Source organism: Clostridium massiliamazoniense (assembly GCF_001403635.1).
Taxonomy (GTDB): domain Bacteria; phylum Bacillota; class Clostridia; order Clostridiales; family Clostridiaceae; genus Sarcina; species Sarcina massiliamazoniense.
Genome location: NZ_LN879468.1, coordinates 348,991 through 366,553 on the forward strand (window position 1 = coordinate 348,991; position 17,563 = coordinate 366,553).

A 17,563-nucleotide genomic window follows, 5' to 3' on the forward strand; every position below is an offset into this window, starting at 1 on the left:
TAAATCTAGGATATATAGGTTAAATTTTGTGTTATAAAAAAGGGGGAGAACATTGAGAACTATTAATGTTATAGGAAAAGGAAAAATTAAAAAAGAACCGGATAGGGCTATTATAAGCTTTCAAAAAATTGCTACTAATAAAGATTATGATAAAGCTATAGAAACTTTAAATTCAACAATAAGAGCTGTGTTGCAAGGAATAAAGAACTTAGGAATTAATGAAAAGGATGTTAAAACAACAAACTTTCAAATATATGCAGAGAATAAATATGATAATGAATTAAAAGAAAGTATTTTTTCACATTATAAAGCAGAACAAAAAATAAAAATTGAAGTTCCTAATGAACAAAGAGAAATAAATAAGGTATTAAAATTTTTAAGTGATAGTGATTTTTCAGCAAATATAAGTATTGATTTTAAGGTTTCTGATGAGGAAGGTTTGAGGGAAGAAGCTTTAATAAGAGCTATTGAAGATGGAAAGAATAAGGGGAATATAATTGCCAATTCTTTAAATTTAAAAATATCTTCAGTTAATGAGGTTATTTATAATAATACTTATAATGCTTTTCCTAGAAATCAATATAACAATATAGTATTAGGGAAATCAAATAATATGGACTTTAATATAAATCCTAAGGATATAGAAATAGAAGAAAGTGTTACTATAATTTTTAATATAAAATAAGATAGAAAATAAAAGTTTAATCCAATTAGGTATAAGATTTAGAACAATACTTAATTGGATTAAATTTATTATTTGGAAGAAGTATTTTCAGATGTCTGTGTATTTGAAGGGACATTTGAATTAGCAGTATTTTTGCTATTTTGAGAGCTTGTATTATCTTTGCTCTCCTGAGAATTACTGTTCTTATTAGAATCAGTAGTGTTATTATTAGTAGTAGAAATACTCGTTTTTTTAGTAGCATCATTATCAGAAGAACTATTATTTAGAGTATTGCTTGGACTATTTGAAATTTTCTCTACTGGTTGACTTGAATTATCAGTAGTAGTTTTATTAGAAATAGTATTATTGGTAGCATTGTTACTACTATAATTATTTAATTGCTTTGAACTCTGATTTTGAATTTCTTTTTGAGAATTTCCATTGTTATTTTCAGATAAGTTAGAATTATTGGTGTTTTCATTAGAAGAACCATAATTACTATTTTGTGAATCATCATTACTTGAAGAATTTGAATAAGAGTTAGTGTTAGGCGACTGAGCAGTTGCTACTTGAACACTTTGAGTTTGTGAAGTTTTTGATGAAAAAAAATCACCAGAAAATTTACTATATCCAAAGTGTATAGCTGCAGAGATACCTATGACTAAAAGACCTGTTATAACTTCTATTATCATTTTTTTCATTTGTGTACATCTCCTGAGTCTACTTATATAATAATTTGAGTTTTTTTGATGAACGAGTGTCTGTAATACTCAAATCTTTTATAAGTTTAAGATAAACAGACGCAAGTCCTTAGATAACTTCCACTAAAATTCAGATAAAGTCAAAATCCTATCTAGATTAAGTTTCAGTTTATTTACTATGAATATAATAATTTTTTAACAATATGTCAACTAATTTGAGAAAATTTCAAGAATATTTCAATGCATGCAGGAAAATGTAGAGGAAATTAACTTAAAATATGTTTTTAAAGGAAAATAATATATTTTTTTATTAGTGTAGTTTTAAATTAGTTAAATAAGATAAAATTCAAAGTAAATCACAAATTAAATAAATTTTATTAACATATACATAAATTTGTTAAATTGGTGCAATACTAGAATAAAGATAAAATGAGACTTAATTCAAAAATAGTTTTAAGCAGTAATGAATCTTTAGTTTAATTAATCTGAGAGCCAGATAATGGCATTATGTTTATTAAAAACTCATACTGTTGTTAACTGGCTGTGAGAGAAATAATAAAAGTTTAGATTTAAAGGTTTTGTCTACAACTAAATTTAAGCTTAATCTATTAAGCAGTAGTCTAATTTTACTGTAAGAGAAAAATTTATATGAGGTGACGAAATGAAGTCTAATAAAGAAGCTACAAGAGAAAAAATTATTAGTACCATTTGTGACATAATAGAAAAGGACCCAGAGAGCAACATAGAAGCAATAATAAAAATAGCTAAGACAGTTGTAAGAAATGAATATGATAGAAAGGGTGTAGAAATGGTAGAGCATTTTTACAGAGAAGTTCCATCAATGAAACCCTTACTTCATAGAATAACAACAGAAATAGACCCTAAAATATTAAGGACATTCTTTAGAAATTTCGTAGCTAATGCTATTTGGAATGGAGGAGAAAAAAGAGAAAAATTTTATAAAGAGCATGGAGCTCATGTTCCTTTTGCACTTCTTATAAGTCCATCAATGAAATGTAATTTAAGATGTACAGGATGCTATGCAGCAGATTGGGATAAATCAAAAGGTCTTACTTACGAAGAAGTTGATAGAATTGTAGGGGAAGCTAGAGACTTAGGTATATACTTTATGTTTATACTAGGTGGAGAACCTTATTTTGTTGATTATATGTGGAAAATATATGAGAAATATAATGATGTTGTATTTCTTACATTTACAAATGGAAGTTTATTTACAGATGAAGTTGCAGATAAAATAAAAGAATTAAAAAATGTTTACCCAATGTTTTCTTTAGAAGGCTATGAAAAAGAAACAGATGAAAGAAGAGGAGCAGGGGTATATGCTAAAGTTATGGAAGGAATGGAAAAACTAAAAAGTAGAGGAATTCCTTTTGGAGTATCATCAGCAACTGGTGCTATGAATGTTGATACTGTAATATCAGATGAATTTATAGATAATTTAATGGATAAAGGTTCATTTATAAATTGGTATTTCATGTTTATGCCAATAGGTGAAAAACCAGATGTCTCATTGATGTTAAACCCAGAACAAAGACTTAGAATGGGAAAACGTTCAAATGAAATAAGACACACAAAACCATGTTTAACAATCGACTTCTTTAATGATGCACCTCATGTTGGTGGATGTATTGCTGGTAGCTATTATTGCCATGTAACAGCATCAGGAGATGTTGAACCATGTGTATTTGCTCATTTTACTGTTGATAATGTAAGAGAAAAGTCACTAGGAGAAGTATTCCAAAGCCAATTCTTTAAAGAATTAATGAATAGACAGCCATATAGTGATAATTTACTTAAACCTTGCATGATGATTGATAATACTAATGTAGTAAGGGAAATTGTTCAAAAGGTTGGAGCAAGACCAACTGATGAAAGTGCAAGAGCAATGATATATGATGACGAGTTTAAGAAAAAATTAGATAATTTATCAGCAGAATTTACACCATATGCTGAGAAAGCTTGGAGAGAATTATATCCAGAAAAATGCGATAAAGTACCAAAGCGTATGGATATGATGTAAGTATTTTTAAGTAAAGTTATATCTCTAAATAGAATTTTCTTCTATTTAGAGATATTTTTTTATTTTAAATAATTTAATTTAGTTAAGATATATTTAAGTTTTATTTAATTTTGGATAATGGTTCTATGAAAAATAATATTTTAAATTGTAAAATATTAATAGAATATTAAAAATATAAGTTAAAGTGATTAACAAAAAGAGATTGAAAATGTTATCAAAGTAGTTGTATAATTTTGGAGGGAGTGAAAATAAAACAAAAGAGGGATAACTTAATGCGAAAATTAAAAATTTCAATAGGGATAACACTTGTAATATTTATTATAAGCTTTATTTGTTCATTTTATTTTCCAATGGCTATATCATCGAAAATTTATAGTAATCCAGTAAAAGTAGACAAACCTATAGCCTATGGAACAAATAAAGATGAGCCAGGAATACAGGGAGAATCAGCTGTGACAATGGATTTATCTGATAATGAAGTAATTTATTCTAAAGATCCAAATGCGAAAAGATATCCAGCAAGTTTAACTAAATTAATGACTGCATATCTTTTTGGAACACATGCAAAGCCAACTGATGAAATTCCTTATACTCAATCAGCAGAAGAACAACCAGAGTTTTCTTTAAGTAAAAACTTTTGGCCTGTAAAGGTAGGAGAAACAATGGAAGCAAAGGATGTTTTAGATGGATTGTTATTATATTCTGCTAATGATACTGCTTATATGATAGCGGATTATGTTGGTGGAAATAAAGAAAATTTTGCAAAGATGATGAATGAAACAGCTCAAAAATGGGGACTTAAAGGAACTCATTTTATGAATCCTAATGGTTTAAATAATCCAGATCATTATACAACTGCATATGATATTGCTATAATAGGATCTCATGCTTATTCTATTCCTTGGGTAAGAGAAACAATGAATACAAAGTATGCAGCTATTCATTTTAATCAAACACCAAATGAAATAATCCATATAGAAAATAGAAATGCTAATTTAGGTAAGGATGGAAATGTAGGAGGGAAAACAGGATTTACATTTGAAGCAGGACGTTGTTTATTTAATGTAGATGTAAGAAATGGTAAAACTATAGTTGGGGTTATAATGAAATCTGGAGAAAATGAAGAAAATCCAGAGATATTTAAAGATATGGATAAAATAATGAATTATAGTTTTAATGCTACACCTGTTATATATGAAAAGGCAGGTTCAGTAGTAGCAGTTCCAACTCTGAAATATAAATTATTTGGATTCTTTGGACCTAGTGTAGACATAAAGGTTCCATTAAAATTAAATGAAAACATAATGTACTATAATAATGGTGAAAATAATGAATATAGTAAACTAGAAGTAGATACTAATAATATTTCAGCTTGGGATGCTGTGAGCAACGGTGTTAAAGTTAATTTCAATGAATTAAAATATAATAAAACTTATAACACAACAGCTGGAATAACAGAAGCAAAATTAATAGAAATAAGTATCTTCCCATATATAGCTTTATTATCATTTATTATATTAATAGTATTAAGTGCAGTATTCATAGTAAAAAATAAAAAAGTTTCTTAATTAAAAAATAAGTGGATTGTATCAAGAGGGAATAAATATCCCTGTGATACAATCCTTATTACTTTTAAGTATATAATTTAGAAATTTCAGCAATTCCCAATATAAGAAAATCCTCTTTTAAGTAGGCATTGTTATTCTCTATATAGGTAATTACTCTGTGCATAATATTTCCTGTATATTTTTCATTTTCATATTCTTTAAGGATTAGAATATCTCCTATTTTAAAATCAATATTATCATTTCGAACTAAAAATTTTTTTCTTCCAAAATAAATATCATTGAAATCCTTTTCTGATATATTCAATTTATATTCCATAAGATGCTGTTTAAAATAATATTTTGTTATTTTAAACAGTTCACCTCCTTTCGATTAAATTTAATATCTTCTTATACTTATATAATATATTTTTTTGAATTAAAAAAGAAGACAGAAAAAGATTAATTTTACAAATAATTGATGAATTTATTTGTAAATTGAATCCATACAAAATGAAAAAATTGACAAATATCAATGATGAATTTAAGATTTAAGCATATTGGAATTAAATTTTCATAGTTAAGGGGGGATTATATGGAGAAAAAATATAATTCAAAAAATATAATAAATTATGGATTATGTATAGCTTTGGTGTATATAGCTACGAGATTTATAAATATACCAGGACCAACAGAAGGATCACTTTTTCATTTAGGGAATGTAATGTTATTTACTATAGCTATTGTTTTTGGTAAAAAAACTGGTGCAATAGCTGGAGCTTTTGGAATGGCTTTGTTTGATATAACAAGTTCCTATGTTATATGGGCTCCTTTTACATTTGTTATAAGATTTTTTATGGGCTATTCTTTGGGGTATTTAGGAAATATAAAAAGTGAAAATAAGGTCTTTAAAAATGTAATGTTAATTATGGGATTGTTTTTATCAAGCTTAATAATGGTTGCTGGATATTATTTAACTGAAGCAATATTATATTTTAATATATATATTCCTATTGAATCTTTATTTGGAAATATAATGCAATGTGTAATTGGGATAATAGGGGCTTTACCTTTATCTATAATGATAAAATCAGCTATGAAAAAGATGAATATGTATAAGATTTAAAATTTTAGATTTAGAAAGGAAGGTTAGTTATATTGCAATTATCAATGGATATAATGAATAATATTATGTTATTAGTTAAGGAATAAAATTGCTTATAAACAGAGAAAATAATTCTATATTTAAGTATTGAGGTGGTATAAATGAAGAATCATTTTAAACTTACATTACTATTAATTTTAAGTATAGTAATTATTTCTCCTAAATTGATAAATGTAGAAGCTAGTGAAAATAATATGTTCATGGTTAGTGATGGGAAAAATGAATCAGCAATGCCAGAAAAGTATAGAAATATAGAATTTCTCAATATATCAGGAAGTGGACAATTTACTCCAAATCAACTTCCTAATTTAATTCAATCTTTAAGTAAAGATAAAATACTAGATATAGATTTAAGGCAAGAGTCACACGGTTTTATAAATAATATTGCTTTTAGTTATGCTGGAAATAGCGATGCTTTAAACTATGGAATGTCATCAAATTCAGTAATGGTAAAAGAAATAAATGATCTTGAAAAAATAAAATTAAATAGTAGTGTTAAAATCTACAATAAGGCAAAAAAGCCTGAGGAAAATTTGACTGTAAAAAAGGTAATGAGTGAATATGATTTAGCAACTAAAAATAATATAGAATATATAAGATTAGCAGTTAAAAGTAATGGGATTCCTTCAGAAGATGTTGTTGATAACTTTATAAATATAGTAAAAAATAAGCCTAAGGATTTGCATACTCACTTTCATTGTGATTATGGAGAGGGAAGAACAACTCTATTTATGGCTATGTATCAAATAATGAATAATAATTTAGATTTATCATTAGATGAAATACTTAAATATCAATTAGAAAATGGAGGTACAGAGTTAAGTACTAATAAAGAGAAGGTTAATTTTTTAAATAAGTTTCATAATTATGTAAAGTGTAATAAAGATAATAATTATGAAGTTGCCTATTCAAATTGGAAAAGTTAATATAGATTATTTAAATTTTTAAATACTTAATAAAAGCATTGAGGAAGGGTTAGAACAAATAGTTCTGTTCAGTTAAAATTTAAACATTTATTAATTTATTGTATAATATAAATATAAACGGATATTTTAAGGAATGGGGCTGAGTTTTATATGAAAAAGAAAAATGTAGCATTAGTAGGTATAGGATCAGTTGCAAGTATTGCTGCTCTTGGTGCAGTCGGAAATTATTTTTATAATTTAGCTTTAAATCCTAAAGCATCAAAAGAGAAGGTTTTCGGGAATACAGATAAAACAACAGATAAAGTTACTATTAAAGATACCAGTGGAAGAGTAACAGAAGAGGAAATGAATTGGTTCAAGGAAGAATCAAACTATGAGAGTGTATATATCAATTCTTATGGCAATTTAAAGTTACATGGTTATTTAGTTAAAAAAGAAGAAAGTAATAAATGGGCAATAGTTGTTCATGGATATATGGGAAATGCAGCTAATTTAGTTAATGCAATAAAAAAGTTTAATGAACTTGGATATAATGTAATAGCTCCAGATTTAAGAGGACACGGGAGAAGTGAAGGGACTTATATTGGCATGGGATGGCATGACAGACTAGATATAATAAATTGGATAAATTATATAACAGAAATAAATGAAAATGCCGATATAGTTCTTTATGGAATATCTATGGGAGCTGGAACTGTAATGATGGCAGCTGGTGAAGAATTAAAGGATAATGTAAAGGCTATTATTGAAGATTGTGGTTATACATCAGCTTGGAATCAATTTTCATATCAATTAAAATCAATGTATAAGAAGGTGCCAAAGTTTCCTGTAATGCATTCAGCTAGTGTAGTAAGTAAAATAAGAGCAGGTTACTCCATAAGAGAAGCATCAGCTATTAAACAATTAGGTAAAGCGAAAAAACCAATGTTATTTATACATGGAGATAAGGATGAATTCGTTCCATATGCTATGTTGCAGGAAGTCTATGATTCAGCTATAAATTGTGAAAAAGAAAAGCTGATAATAGAAGGAGCAGGTCATGCCAAATCTTTTTTAGTTAATCCAGAACTATATTGGGATACTGTAGAAAAGTTTTTAAATAAACATATAAAAGAATAAATTAAGTAATATTAGTGGAAAGAGACTAATCAAAGTGGATTGAAATTCACAGTTGATTGGTCTCTTTTAATATAGATAAAAGGGAGATTCAGAATTGAGGATTTTTGGAATTATATAAATGAAGCAGCCATATTTTATAGTGAGGGTAGACTTTAATAAGTATTTGAAAAAAATAGATTAATATTATTTTCAAGGGTAGCATTTATAGAGATGTATATATAGTGGAATCAATTTAGTTAGAGGGCTATGTTTGTTTATCTTTAAATCATAAGGAGTATTAGAGATACTAATTATTAAAAAGTATGATATAAAATTTGAAAAGGGATGATTTTAATGGATATAAGGGAATTGGATAAACTATATTATTATGAGAAAGATGATTTAGGATTAACTATAGAAGGTGGAATTTTTACTTTTAAGTTTTGGTCACCATTGGCAGAAAGTGCTTGTTTATGTATTTATGATCATTATGAAAGTCAAAATTTCAGTGAATATGAAATGAATAAAGTTAAAGGCGTTTTTAGTATAAGTCTTAATGAGGATATAAAAGAAAAATTTTATACCTTTGCAGTTTATATAGATGGAGAAAGAAGAGAATTTGTAGATCCTTATGCAAGAGCAGTTTCTGTTAATGGAATAAAAGGGGCAATAATAGATATGAATGATACCAATCCAGAAGGTTTTTTAGAACATAAAGGATTAGAAAAAATTGAACCTTGTGACAGTATAATTTGCGAAATGAGTATTAGAGATATATCAATAGATAAGTCATCAAATATAAAAAATAAGGGAAAGTTTTTAGGGGTGAAGCAATTCCAAAATGGTGATTTTGAGAACTTAACGGGAATAAGTCATATTAAAGAAATGGGATTTACACATGTTCAAATAATGCCAATTTATGATTTTGCTAGTATTGATGAAAAGCTTGCAAATAATAATGAAACTGAAAATAATAGACCATATAATTGGGGATATGATCCACAAAACTATAATGCTGTAGAGGGGAGTTATAGTACAAATCCTTATGATGTAAAATGTAGAATAAGAGAACTTAAGGAAACAATACAAGAAATACATTTACATGGATTAGGAGTAATTATGGATGTTGTTTATAACCATCTTTATGAGTATGATAAGTCAGGTTTTCATCTAAGTATGCCAGGATATTTTTTTAGATACAACCATGGATATATACAAAATGAAACAGGATGTGGTAATACTGTAGCATCAGAAAATAAAATGGCAAGAAAATTTATAGTTGATTCTGTTAAGTTTTGGGCAAGTGAGTACAAATTAGATGGATTTAGATTTGATCTTATGGGATTAATAGACATAGATACAATGAATGAAGTAAAAAAAGAGCTTAAAAAAATTAATCCATACATTATAATAATTGGAGAAGGATGGAGTATGAATTCGATTTTACCTGAGGAGAGAAGAGCTACTCAGAGAAATGCAAGTAAAATAAAAAATATAGGATTTTTTAATGATACTATACGGGATGCTCTAAGAGGTAGTGAGTTTATAGAAAATGATAGAGGATTTCTAAATGGAGATTTTACAAAGAAGTTAAGGGTGAAATCTAGTATTGTTGGTGGAATTGATTATTCAGATGAAATAAAACTTTGGGGAGTGGTAAGTCCAAATCAAGTTGTAAACTATGTTGAATGTCATGATAACTATACTTTTTATGATAAACTTTTAAAAGATGGAGTTGCAGTGGAAGTAATAAAAGATGTTCAGAAATTAGGGATTAGTATTATAATACTTTCACAAGGAATTCCCTTTATGCAAATTGGTCAGGAGTTTTTAAGAACTAAGCAAGGTGTAGAAAATTCATATAACTCACCAGATAGTATAAATAAAGTTTGTTGGAATATGAAAAAACAAAATATAGATTCTGTAATCTATACTAAGGGGCTTATAGAACTTAGAAAAGCATTTAGTTTATTTAGATTTAAAACAGCAGAGGAAATAAAAAAAGGGCTTAAGTTTATAGAAACAAAGGATTGCTGCATTGCTTATACTTTAGAGAATGATAATGATAAAATCTTAGTAGTTCATAATGCTAATGAATATGATTATAATCTGAATTTAGATAAGGAATTAAACTTAGAAGTTTTGACTGATAAATTTAATTCTGGAATAAATGTAATAGAAACTTTTAAAAGAAAAAATATAATAGTACAAAAAATATCAACACTTGTAGCAAAAATAATACCGTAAAATACTAGAAATAAGGAGTATTTTAAAGCTTATAATTATGTTTTTTTATATTCCTTATTTTATTAATGAATTTTATTTTTTATGTTGTTATTCTACATTGTTAAACTTATTTAAATAAGTTTAGGTTCTATTATTTCGAAGGTATTTTAAGCTTGTGTAAAATAGCAAGGGAAGTTAGTGCACTTAAGTTATTATTAAGAATATTTTTGTAAATAAAGTTATATGAGGCTAAGTATATGATAGAGAAGGATTTTTCAATTATTTGGAGGTTGAAAATTTAAATTTAATTATAAAAAATAAAAAAATACGATAAAACTGTGGAAATTTTCTGAAAATGATGTATAATATATATAACATATCGAAATAGTACGAATTATAATTTAGAAAAGAGGTTTACATATGAACTTAGAGTTGAATATATATGAATTAGGACAAGGATTAAAAAAATTAAATGAAGAATATAATTTAGAAGTTTTAATAAAAATGAATTTAAGTGGTGGATGGATGACATTAATGGGGGAAGCCACTATAGAAAACATTCCTGTTGAGGTTGTAAAAGGTTGTTCTTCAAAAAGTAATAACATAATAGATATAAGAATTAAGAGTGAAGGAACTGAAGAGGGGAGTATAGTAAAATTAACAGGAGCTCAAGATAAAAAATTTGAGGTTAATATAGCACCTGGTAAGTATAGAGAATTATCTTCAAATACTATAAACATAAATCAAGTTAAAATAAATAATAAAGAATGTAAAATTAGAATAGATAAGGATATTATATTCATAGTTAAAACTACAATGGAAAACGTAGAGAAAATTATGAGTATTTAATTTTATAAAAGTAAGTGTTATATAGAGTAAAACTAGGTTAATAAAAAATCTTAATAGATTTTTTAACCTAGTTTTTTTATTTTTAGCCATTTAAATTCGATTTTATTATAAATATGACAAAAAAATAAGGAAATTATGTATAAATAATAAACAAAATGTTGGAATTTATAAAAAGTTAATAGAATTTCTATGGAAAAACTTATTGAAATAATATAGTATAAATTATGTAATCAAATTGTAATATTTAGGGGGAATTAGATGAAAAAAAGAATATTAACAGCGATTATAACAATTGGATTATTAGTGGGAGTAACAGCAAACGGACAAAATAGAGAAGTTAATAATATAGATAATAAACAAGTAGTAAATCATGTATTACAAGTTAATCAAACAAGTAGAGCTAGTGAAACGGGAACAGTGATAAATGTAACTAGTAATTTAAGGATAAGACAAAAGCCAAGTACTAATTCGAATATATTAGGATACTTATATGGTGGAAATACAGTAAATATCATATCAAAAACAGATGGATGGTATGAGATTGAAGTCAAAGGTATAAAAGGCTATGTTAGTGCTGACTATATATCTGTCAATAATGGTGGTAGTGCTAATAATAACAACAATACAGAGAATAATAACATGTCAGGTAATTATGGACAGGTTATAAATGTAACTACATCATTAAGAATAAGACAATCAGCTAGTACATCCTCAGCAGTGATAGGTAGCCTTAGAGGTGGAGATAAATTTGAAATTTTATCAAAATCTAATGGATGGTACAAAATAAAGAGTAATGGAACAACAGGATACGTTCATGGTGATTATGTAAAAGTTTTAAGTGGAAGTGTAAATAATGGAGGAAGTAATGAAGAATCTTCAACTTCTAAACCAGAAATTAGTGGGAAAATAGAAAAGGGGAAAGTTGTAAACGTAAGCACATCTTTAAGAATGAGAAGTGATGCAAGTACATCAGCAAGTATCATAGGTTCTCTTTATGCAGGAAATACCTTTGATATACATGGACAAAAAAATGGATGGTATTACATAAATTATAATAATAAATTTGGTTATGTTCATGGTGACTATGTAGCAAAGGTAAGTGAAAATAGTAGTAATACTGGAAATAATGGAAGTTCAGAAACAAATCAAGGAAAGTATGAAACAGTATTAAATGCTATGAAAAAACATATAGGAACTCCATATGTATATGGAGGTAGTGGTGAAATTATAAGTGATAGCTTAATTTCAAGTCTTTCAAAGAAATATCCTGGTCAAAGATATGATGTTCCAAGTGAATATAGAAATGGAAATTATAGAGCCTTTGACTGTTCAGGTTTAATGCAATGGGGCTTTAGACAAGGTGGGGTAAGTTTAGGAAGAACTACTTACGACCAAGTAAAACAAGGACAAGCAGTGAGTAGAAGCAATGTAAAACCTGGAGATTTAGTATTTTATTCAGATTTAAGTCATGTAGGTATGTATGTTGGAGATGGACAGATGATAGAAGCACCTAGAACTGGAAGTAAGGTTAGGATTATAGATGTGCCTTGGAGTAAAATAGGACAAATAAGAAGAGTATTATAAAGTTAATATAGAAAGGCTATCTTAAGATGGATAAAATTTCATCTTGTAGATAGTCTTTTTATTTATTACAAGTTACTAATATTAAAAAACAAAAATAAAAAATTATAAAAAATGAAATATAATATTGAAAAATGATTAAAATTATAAGGAAAACTGCAAAAGTTTAATTAATCTTATAGATTTATAGCAATATTAAGAACAATTTTTTTATTTGCAATTGTTAATATATAGTTAATAAAGCGATATGAAGTATTTACAATAAGAAAAAGATGGTGTATTTTAAAAAGTGTAGAAAATAAGTATAGTTTTTATTTGAATTTAATAAAATTAAAGGAGTGTACTAGTTTAATGAATATTTCTCAAGAGACTGATTATGCCTTAAGATCATTAAGAGCTATGTATTTTCATGGTCCTGACTCTAAGATGGAAGCAAAAGCTATATCTGAGAGGGAAAAGATTCCTTTAAGATTTCTATTTAAAATTCTTAGAAAGTTATGTGCTTCTAAAATCATAGTGTCATATAGAGGTATTAATGGTGGATATAAATTAAATAAGCCATTAAGTGATACTACTTTAAAGGAATTAATAGAAATAATAGAGGGACCAATTCATATAAATAGATGTACAAAGGATAATAAATCCTGTGAATTATGTGTTAGAGGCTGTGAATTATATCCTGAAATGTTAAAAGTCGAGCAGGAAATACATTCAATATTAGAACAAAGATCTTTAGAGGATATATTACTTAAGAGATTTAAAAATTAAAATCCAAATAAGCCTTTGGATTTTAATTTAAAATCACTTAATGTGATATAAATTTAAATTATACTAGATTAGTGTACTTAAGGTTAAAACTATACTATATTAGTACATTTTTTAAAATTTATATATTAAAAAATTTTCAGTAAAGCATTGATTATATAGCCAAATATCAAAGTAAATAGTAATAGTACCAATAAATGCAATATAGCTGAAAATAAAGATAAGAAAGGTTGATGAAGAATGTCAAAAAATTGTAGCATAACTAGCTGCCAAACATGTAAATCAGCAGATGTCAAACTAGAAGGATTTATAAAGGAATTAGATGTTGAAACATCACATCACAGAGTTCAATCTCAAAGTATAAAATGTGGATTTGGTCTTCAAGGAGTTTGTTGTAGATTATGTTCAAATGGACCTTGTAGAATAACACCAAAAGCACCAAGAGGTATTTGTGGAGCAGATGCAGATACAATAGTTGCTAGAAACTTCTTAAGAGCTGTTTCAGCAGGATCAGGATGTTATATTCACGTTATAGAAACAACAGCAACAAATTTAAGAGATATGGCTAAAAATGGTGAAGAACTAAAAGGTAAGAAGGCCTTAGCAAAAGTTGCTGAAATATTTGGGATTAAAGAAGGAAGTGAAAATGAAAAAGCTATAAAAATAGCTGAAGAAGTTTTAAAAGATCTTTATAAACCAAAATACGATAAAATGGAACTTGTTGAAAAATTAGCTTATGCTCCAAGATTAAAAAAATGGAAAGAGCTAAATATAATGCCAGGAGGAGCTAAATCAGAAGTATTTGATGGAGTAGTTAAAAGTTCAACTAACTTAAGTAGTGATCCTGTAGATATGTATATGAGCTGTTTAAGACTTGGAATTTCAACAGGTTTATATGGATTAACTTTAGTAAATCTATTAAATGATATCATGCTTGGAGATCCTGTAATAAGACAGGCTTCAGTAGGATTAAAAGTAATAGATGAAGATTACATCAATATAATGATTACTGGACATCAACATTCAGCTATATCACATCTTCAAGATACTTTAATAACAGAAGAAGCAACTAAATTAGCAGAAACAGTTGGAGCTAAAGGATTTAGACTTGTAGGATGTACTTGTGTAGGGCAAGACCTTCAAGTAAGAGGAGAACATTATGATGAAGTCTTCTCAGGACATGCAGGAAATAACTATACTAGTGAAGCAGTATTAGCTACTGGTGGAGTAGATTTAGTTGTATCAGAATTTAACTGTACATTACCAGGAATTGAGCCAATTGCTGACAAATTAAATATAAAAATGATTTGTCTAGATGATGTGGCTAAAAAAGCTAATGCTGAATTTGTAAGATATACTTATGAAGAAAGAGAAAAAATTACAGATTATGTTATGAAATCAGCTTTAGAGAGTTATAAAGATAGAAGAGGAAAGGTAGAGTTAAATATACCTAAAGATCATGGTCATGATGATGTTGTAACAGGGTTAAGTGAAGGTTCATTAAGAGAATTCTTAGGTGGAAACTGGAAAGCTTTAGTAGATTTAATTGCTGAAGGAAAAATCAAAGGTATAGCAGCTGTAGTTGGATGTTCGAACTTAACTGCAAAAGGTCATGATGTATTTACAGTTGAATTAGCTAAAGAATTAATTAAGAAAGATATTTTAGTACTTTCAGCTGGATGTTCATCAGGAGGATTAGAAAATGTTGGATTAATGTCACCTAAAGCGGCTGAATTAGCTGGAGATAGCTTAAAAGCTGTTTGTGAATCTTTAGGAATTCCACCAGTTCTAAACTTTGGACCATGTTTAGCTATAGGAAGATTAGAAATGATAGCAGCAGAACTTGCTGAATATTTAAATGTAGATATTCCACAATTACCATTAGTATTCTCAGCACCTCAATGGTTAGAGGAACAAGCTTTAGCTGATGGTGTATTTGGATTAACTTTAGGGTTACCATTACATTTAGCATTATCTCCATTTATAGATGGAAGTAAGTTAGCTACAGAATTGTTAAGTGAAGGTCTAAAAGAAATAACTGGAGGACAATTAATAGTTGATGGTGATGTAGAAAGTGCTGCTAATAAATTAGAAGCTATTATAGTTGATAGAAGAAGTGGATTAGGATTAAAATAGAATAATTTTCTTTGATGATTTGGATTGTTTAAAATTAAAGGGCATTTTGGATAGGGTGCCCTTTAATATAATTATATAATGTTTAGTTTTTTTTACTTTAAAATGTTAAAATTATAACAATTACTAGGGAGGCTTGTTATGAAACGTATAATGATTAAGAAAGAATTATGTACAGCATGTATGAACTGTGTTGTTGGGTGTATGGCTGAACATAATGATAAAGGGAAATCTATTTATTTATTAGATATGATAGATGAGGAAAATGAAAGTAGAAATCAAATTGTTATAGGTAAAGATAATAAACCTGTACCAATAATTTGTAGACATTGTGATGAAGCAGAATGTGCAAATACTTGTATGAGTGGGGCTATGACAAAGGATTATGTAACAGGACATGTTAAGTATGATGCTGTTAAATGTGCATCTTGTTATATGTGTGTTATGTCTTGTCCATTTGGTGTATTAAAACCAGATACAGAAACAGGAGAAAAAATAGTGAAGTGTGATTTTTGTAATGATAGAGAAACTCCAAGATGCGTGGAAAGTTGTCCAGTTGGAGCTATATATGTAGAGGAGGTGTAGTTATGAAGCATATAATTATAGGAGCAAGTGCAGCAGGAATAAGTGCAGCAGAGACTTTAAGAAGATTAGACGAAAATTGTGAAATAGTAATGATATCTGAGGATAAATATATTTATTCAAGATGTATGTTACATCATTACATAAGCCATCATAGAACTTTAGAGGAATTATCATTTGTAGATAAAGATTTCTTTGAGAAGAATAGAATTAAGTGGATTAAGGGAAAAAGTGCAAAATCTATAAATCCAGATAAAAAGGTAGTTCTTTTAGATGATGGAGAAGAAGTTGCTTATGATAAGCTTTTAATAGCTACAGGTGCTAGAGCAACTATACCTCCAATTGAAAATTTAAGGGAAGGTACAAATGTTCATACCCTAAGGGATTTAAAAGATATTCTATCATTAGATGAATTAGCAGGTAAATATAAAAATGCAGTTGTTATAGGGGCAGGTCTAGTTGGGCTTGATGCTATTTCAGCATTAGTTGAAAGAAATATTAATGTATCAGTTATGGAAATGTCAGATAGAATATTGCCACTTCAATTAGATAAAGAAGCAGCTAATATTTATGAGGAAGAACTTAAGAAAAGAAATGTATCAATCTTCACTAATGTTAAGGTTGTGTCTACAACTTTAGGAGATGATAATAAGGTTATCTCTGTTAATTTAGAGGATGGAAGACAAATCCCTTGTGACTTTGTAGTTGTAGCAGCTGGTGTAAGAGCAAACACAGAGTTTTTAGAGGGTAGTGGAGTAAAGGTTGAAAGAGGAATAGTAATTGACGAAAATTTAAGAACTAATATTGCAAACATATATGCAGCTGGGGATGTTTGTGGTACTGGAATTTGGCCTATAGCAGTTAAACAAGGGAGATACGCAGCTTATAACATGGTTGGAAAAGAAGAAAAGAAATTTAATGATTATTTCCAATTTAAAAATACTCTTAATTTCTTTGGAATAAAGACAGTATCAATTGGAGATATAAATGATAATAATGAGGAAGTAGATGTAGATATATACAGAAATAAAAATCTTTATAAAAAGATAGTTCATAAAGATGGAATTGTTAAGGGAATTTTATTCCAAGGTAATATAGATTACTGTGGAGTATGGACTCAAATTATAAAGAATAAAATAGATATATCATCAATAGATAATAAGTCTATATTTGATATAAATTACGGAGATTTTTTTCAAATAGACGAAAAGGGGAAATTCTCTTATAATAATAAATAAGATATAACAGAAAGGAGCTTTATCACCTATTATGATATAGCTCCTTTATT

General features: G+C 27.6%; 15 protein-coding genes. 13 read left to right on the forward strand and 2 right to left on the reverse strand.

Annotated features, from left to right (window positions below; translation table 11 throughout):
* Positions 1-52: 52 nt before the first annotated feature.
* Positions 53-685, forward strand: coding sequence for an SIMPL domain-containing protein (locus ARA19_RS08585; protein WP_055070561.1), 633 nt, complete (start codon positions 53-55; stop codon positions 683-685).
* Between the two features lie 68 nt (positions 686-753).
* Here the strand turns inward: ARA19_RS08585 and ARA19_RS08590 are convergent, their stop codons facing one another.
* Positions 754-1,365 (reverse strand): hypothetical protein, encoded by a 612-nt coding sequence (locus ARA19_RS08590; protein ID WP_055070562.1) that lies wholly within the window; start codon positions 1,363-1,365, stop codon positions 754-756.
* 661 nt (positions 1,366-2,026) lie between these two features.
* Between ARA19_RS08590 and ARA19_RS08595 the strand changes: the two genes are divergently transcribed.
* Together ARA19_RS08595 and ARA19_RS08600 are read left to right on the forward strand one after the other, a co-directional pair.
* Positions 2,027-3,406, forward strand: coding sequence for a radical SAM protein (locus tag ARA19_RS08595; protein WP_055070563.1), 1,380 nt, complete (start codon positions 2,027-2,029; stop codon positions 3,404-3,406).
* Between the two features lie 272 nt (positions 3,407-3,678).
* Positions 3,679-4,974, forward strand: coding sequence for a D-alanyl-D-alanine carboxypeptidase family protein (locus ARA19_RS08600; protein ID WP_055070564.1), 1,296 nt, complete (start codon positions 3,679-3,681; stop codon positions 4,972-4,974).
* Between the two features lie 64 nt (positions 4,975-5,038).
* On the opposite strand, the gene ARA19_RS08605 is transcribed toward ARA19_RS08600, so the two are convergent.
* Positions 5,039-5,290 (reverse strand): DUF3850 domain-containing protein, encoded by a 252-nt coding sequence (locus ARA19_RS08605; protein ID WP_084764401.1) that lies wholly within the window; start codon positions 5,288-5,290, stop codon positions 5,039-5,041.
* A 255-nt stretch (positions 5,291-5,545) separates the two neighbouring features.
* Here ARA19_RS08605 and ARA19_RS08610 point away from each other — a divergent pair, with 255 nt between their 5' ends.
* From ARA19_RS08610 to ARA19_RS08655, 10 genes are all read left to right on the forward strand, one after another.
* Positions 5,546-6,076: an ECF transporter S component gene (locus ARA19_RS08610; RefSeq protein ID WP_055070566.1), complete on the forward strand. Its 531-nt coding sequence runs from the start codon at positions 5,546-5,548 to the stop codon at positions 6,074-6,076.
* 140 nt (positions 6,077-6,216) lie between these two features.
* Complete coding sequence (locus ARA19_RS08615) at positions 6,217-7,041, forward strand: fused DSP-PTPase phosphatase/NAD kinase-like protein (RefSeq protein WP_055070567.1); 825 nt, start codon at positions 6,217-6,219, stop codon at positions 7,039-7,041.
* Between the two features lie 150 nt (positions 7,042-7,191).
* On the forward strand, positions 7,192-8,160 hold the full coding sequence (locus tag ARA19_RS08620) for an alpha/beta hydrolase (RefSeq protein WP_055070568.1): 969 nt from the start codon (positions 7,192-7,194) through the stop codon (positions 8,158-8,160).
* A gap of 333 nt (positions 8,161-8,493) precedes the next feature.
* Positions 8,494-10,386 carry a type I pullulanase gene (pulA, locus tag ARA19_RS08625; RefSeq protein ID WP_055070569.1) on the forward strand — a complete coding sequence of 631 codons (1,893 nt, stop codon included), beginning with the start codon at positions 8,494-8,496 and terminating at the stop codon, positions 10,384-10,386.
* Positions 10,387-10,785: 399 nt separating this feature from the next.
* Entirely contained in the window at positions 10,786-11,214 is a 429-nt protein-coding gene (locus tag ARA19_RS08630; RefSeq protein ID WP_055070570.1) for a hypothetical protein, read from the forward strand.
* A gap of 258 nt (positions 11,215-11,472) precedes the next feature.
* Positions 11,473-12,798 (forward strand): C40 family peptidase, encoded by a 1,326-nt coding sequence (locus ARA19_RS08635; RefSeq protein WP_055070571.1) that lies wholly within the window; start codon positions 11,473-11,475, stop codon positions 12,796-12,798.
* A 348-nt stretch (positions 12,799-13,146) separates the two neighbouring features.
* Complete coding sequence (locus ARA19_RS08640; protein ID WP_055070572.1) at positions 13,147-13,563, forward strand: RrF2 family transcriptional regulator; 417 nt, start codon at positions 13,147-13,149, stop codon at positions 13,561-13,563.
* Between the two features lie 237 nt (positions 13,564-13,800).
* Positions 13,801-15,696 carry an anaerobic carbon-monoxide dehydrogenase catalytic subunit gene (cooS, locus tag ARA19_RS08645; RefSeq protein WP_055070573.1) on the forward strand — a complete coding sequence of 632 codons (1,896 nt, stop codon included), beginning with the start codon at positions 13,801-13,803 and terminating at the stop codon, positions 15,694-15,696.
* A 138-nt stretch (positions 15,697-15,834) separates the two neighbouring features.
* Positions 15,835-16,278, forward strand: a complete 444-nt coding sequence (locus ARA19_RS08650; protein ID WP_055070574.1) for a 4Fe-4S dicluster domain-containing protein — start codon at positions 15,835-15,837, stop codon at positions 16,276-16,278.
* Between the two features lie 2 nt (positions 16,279-16,280).
* The gene (locus ARA19_RS08655) at positions 16,281-17,513 is read left to right on the forward strand and encodes an NAD(P)/FAD-dependent oxidoreductase (protein ID WP_055070575.1); all 1,233 of its coding nucleotides are present in this window, start codon (positions 16,281-16,283) and stop codon (positions 17,511-17,513) included.
* Positions 17,514-17,563 lie beyond the last annotated feature (50 nt).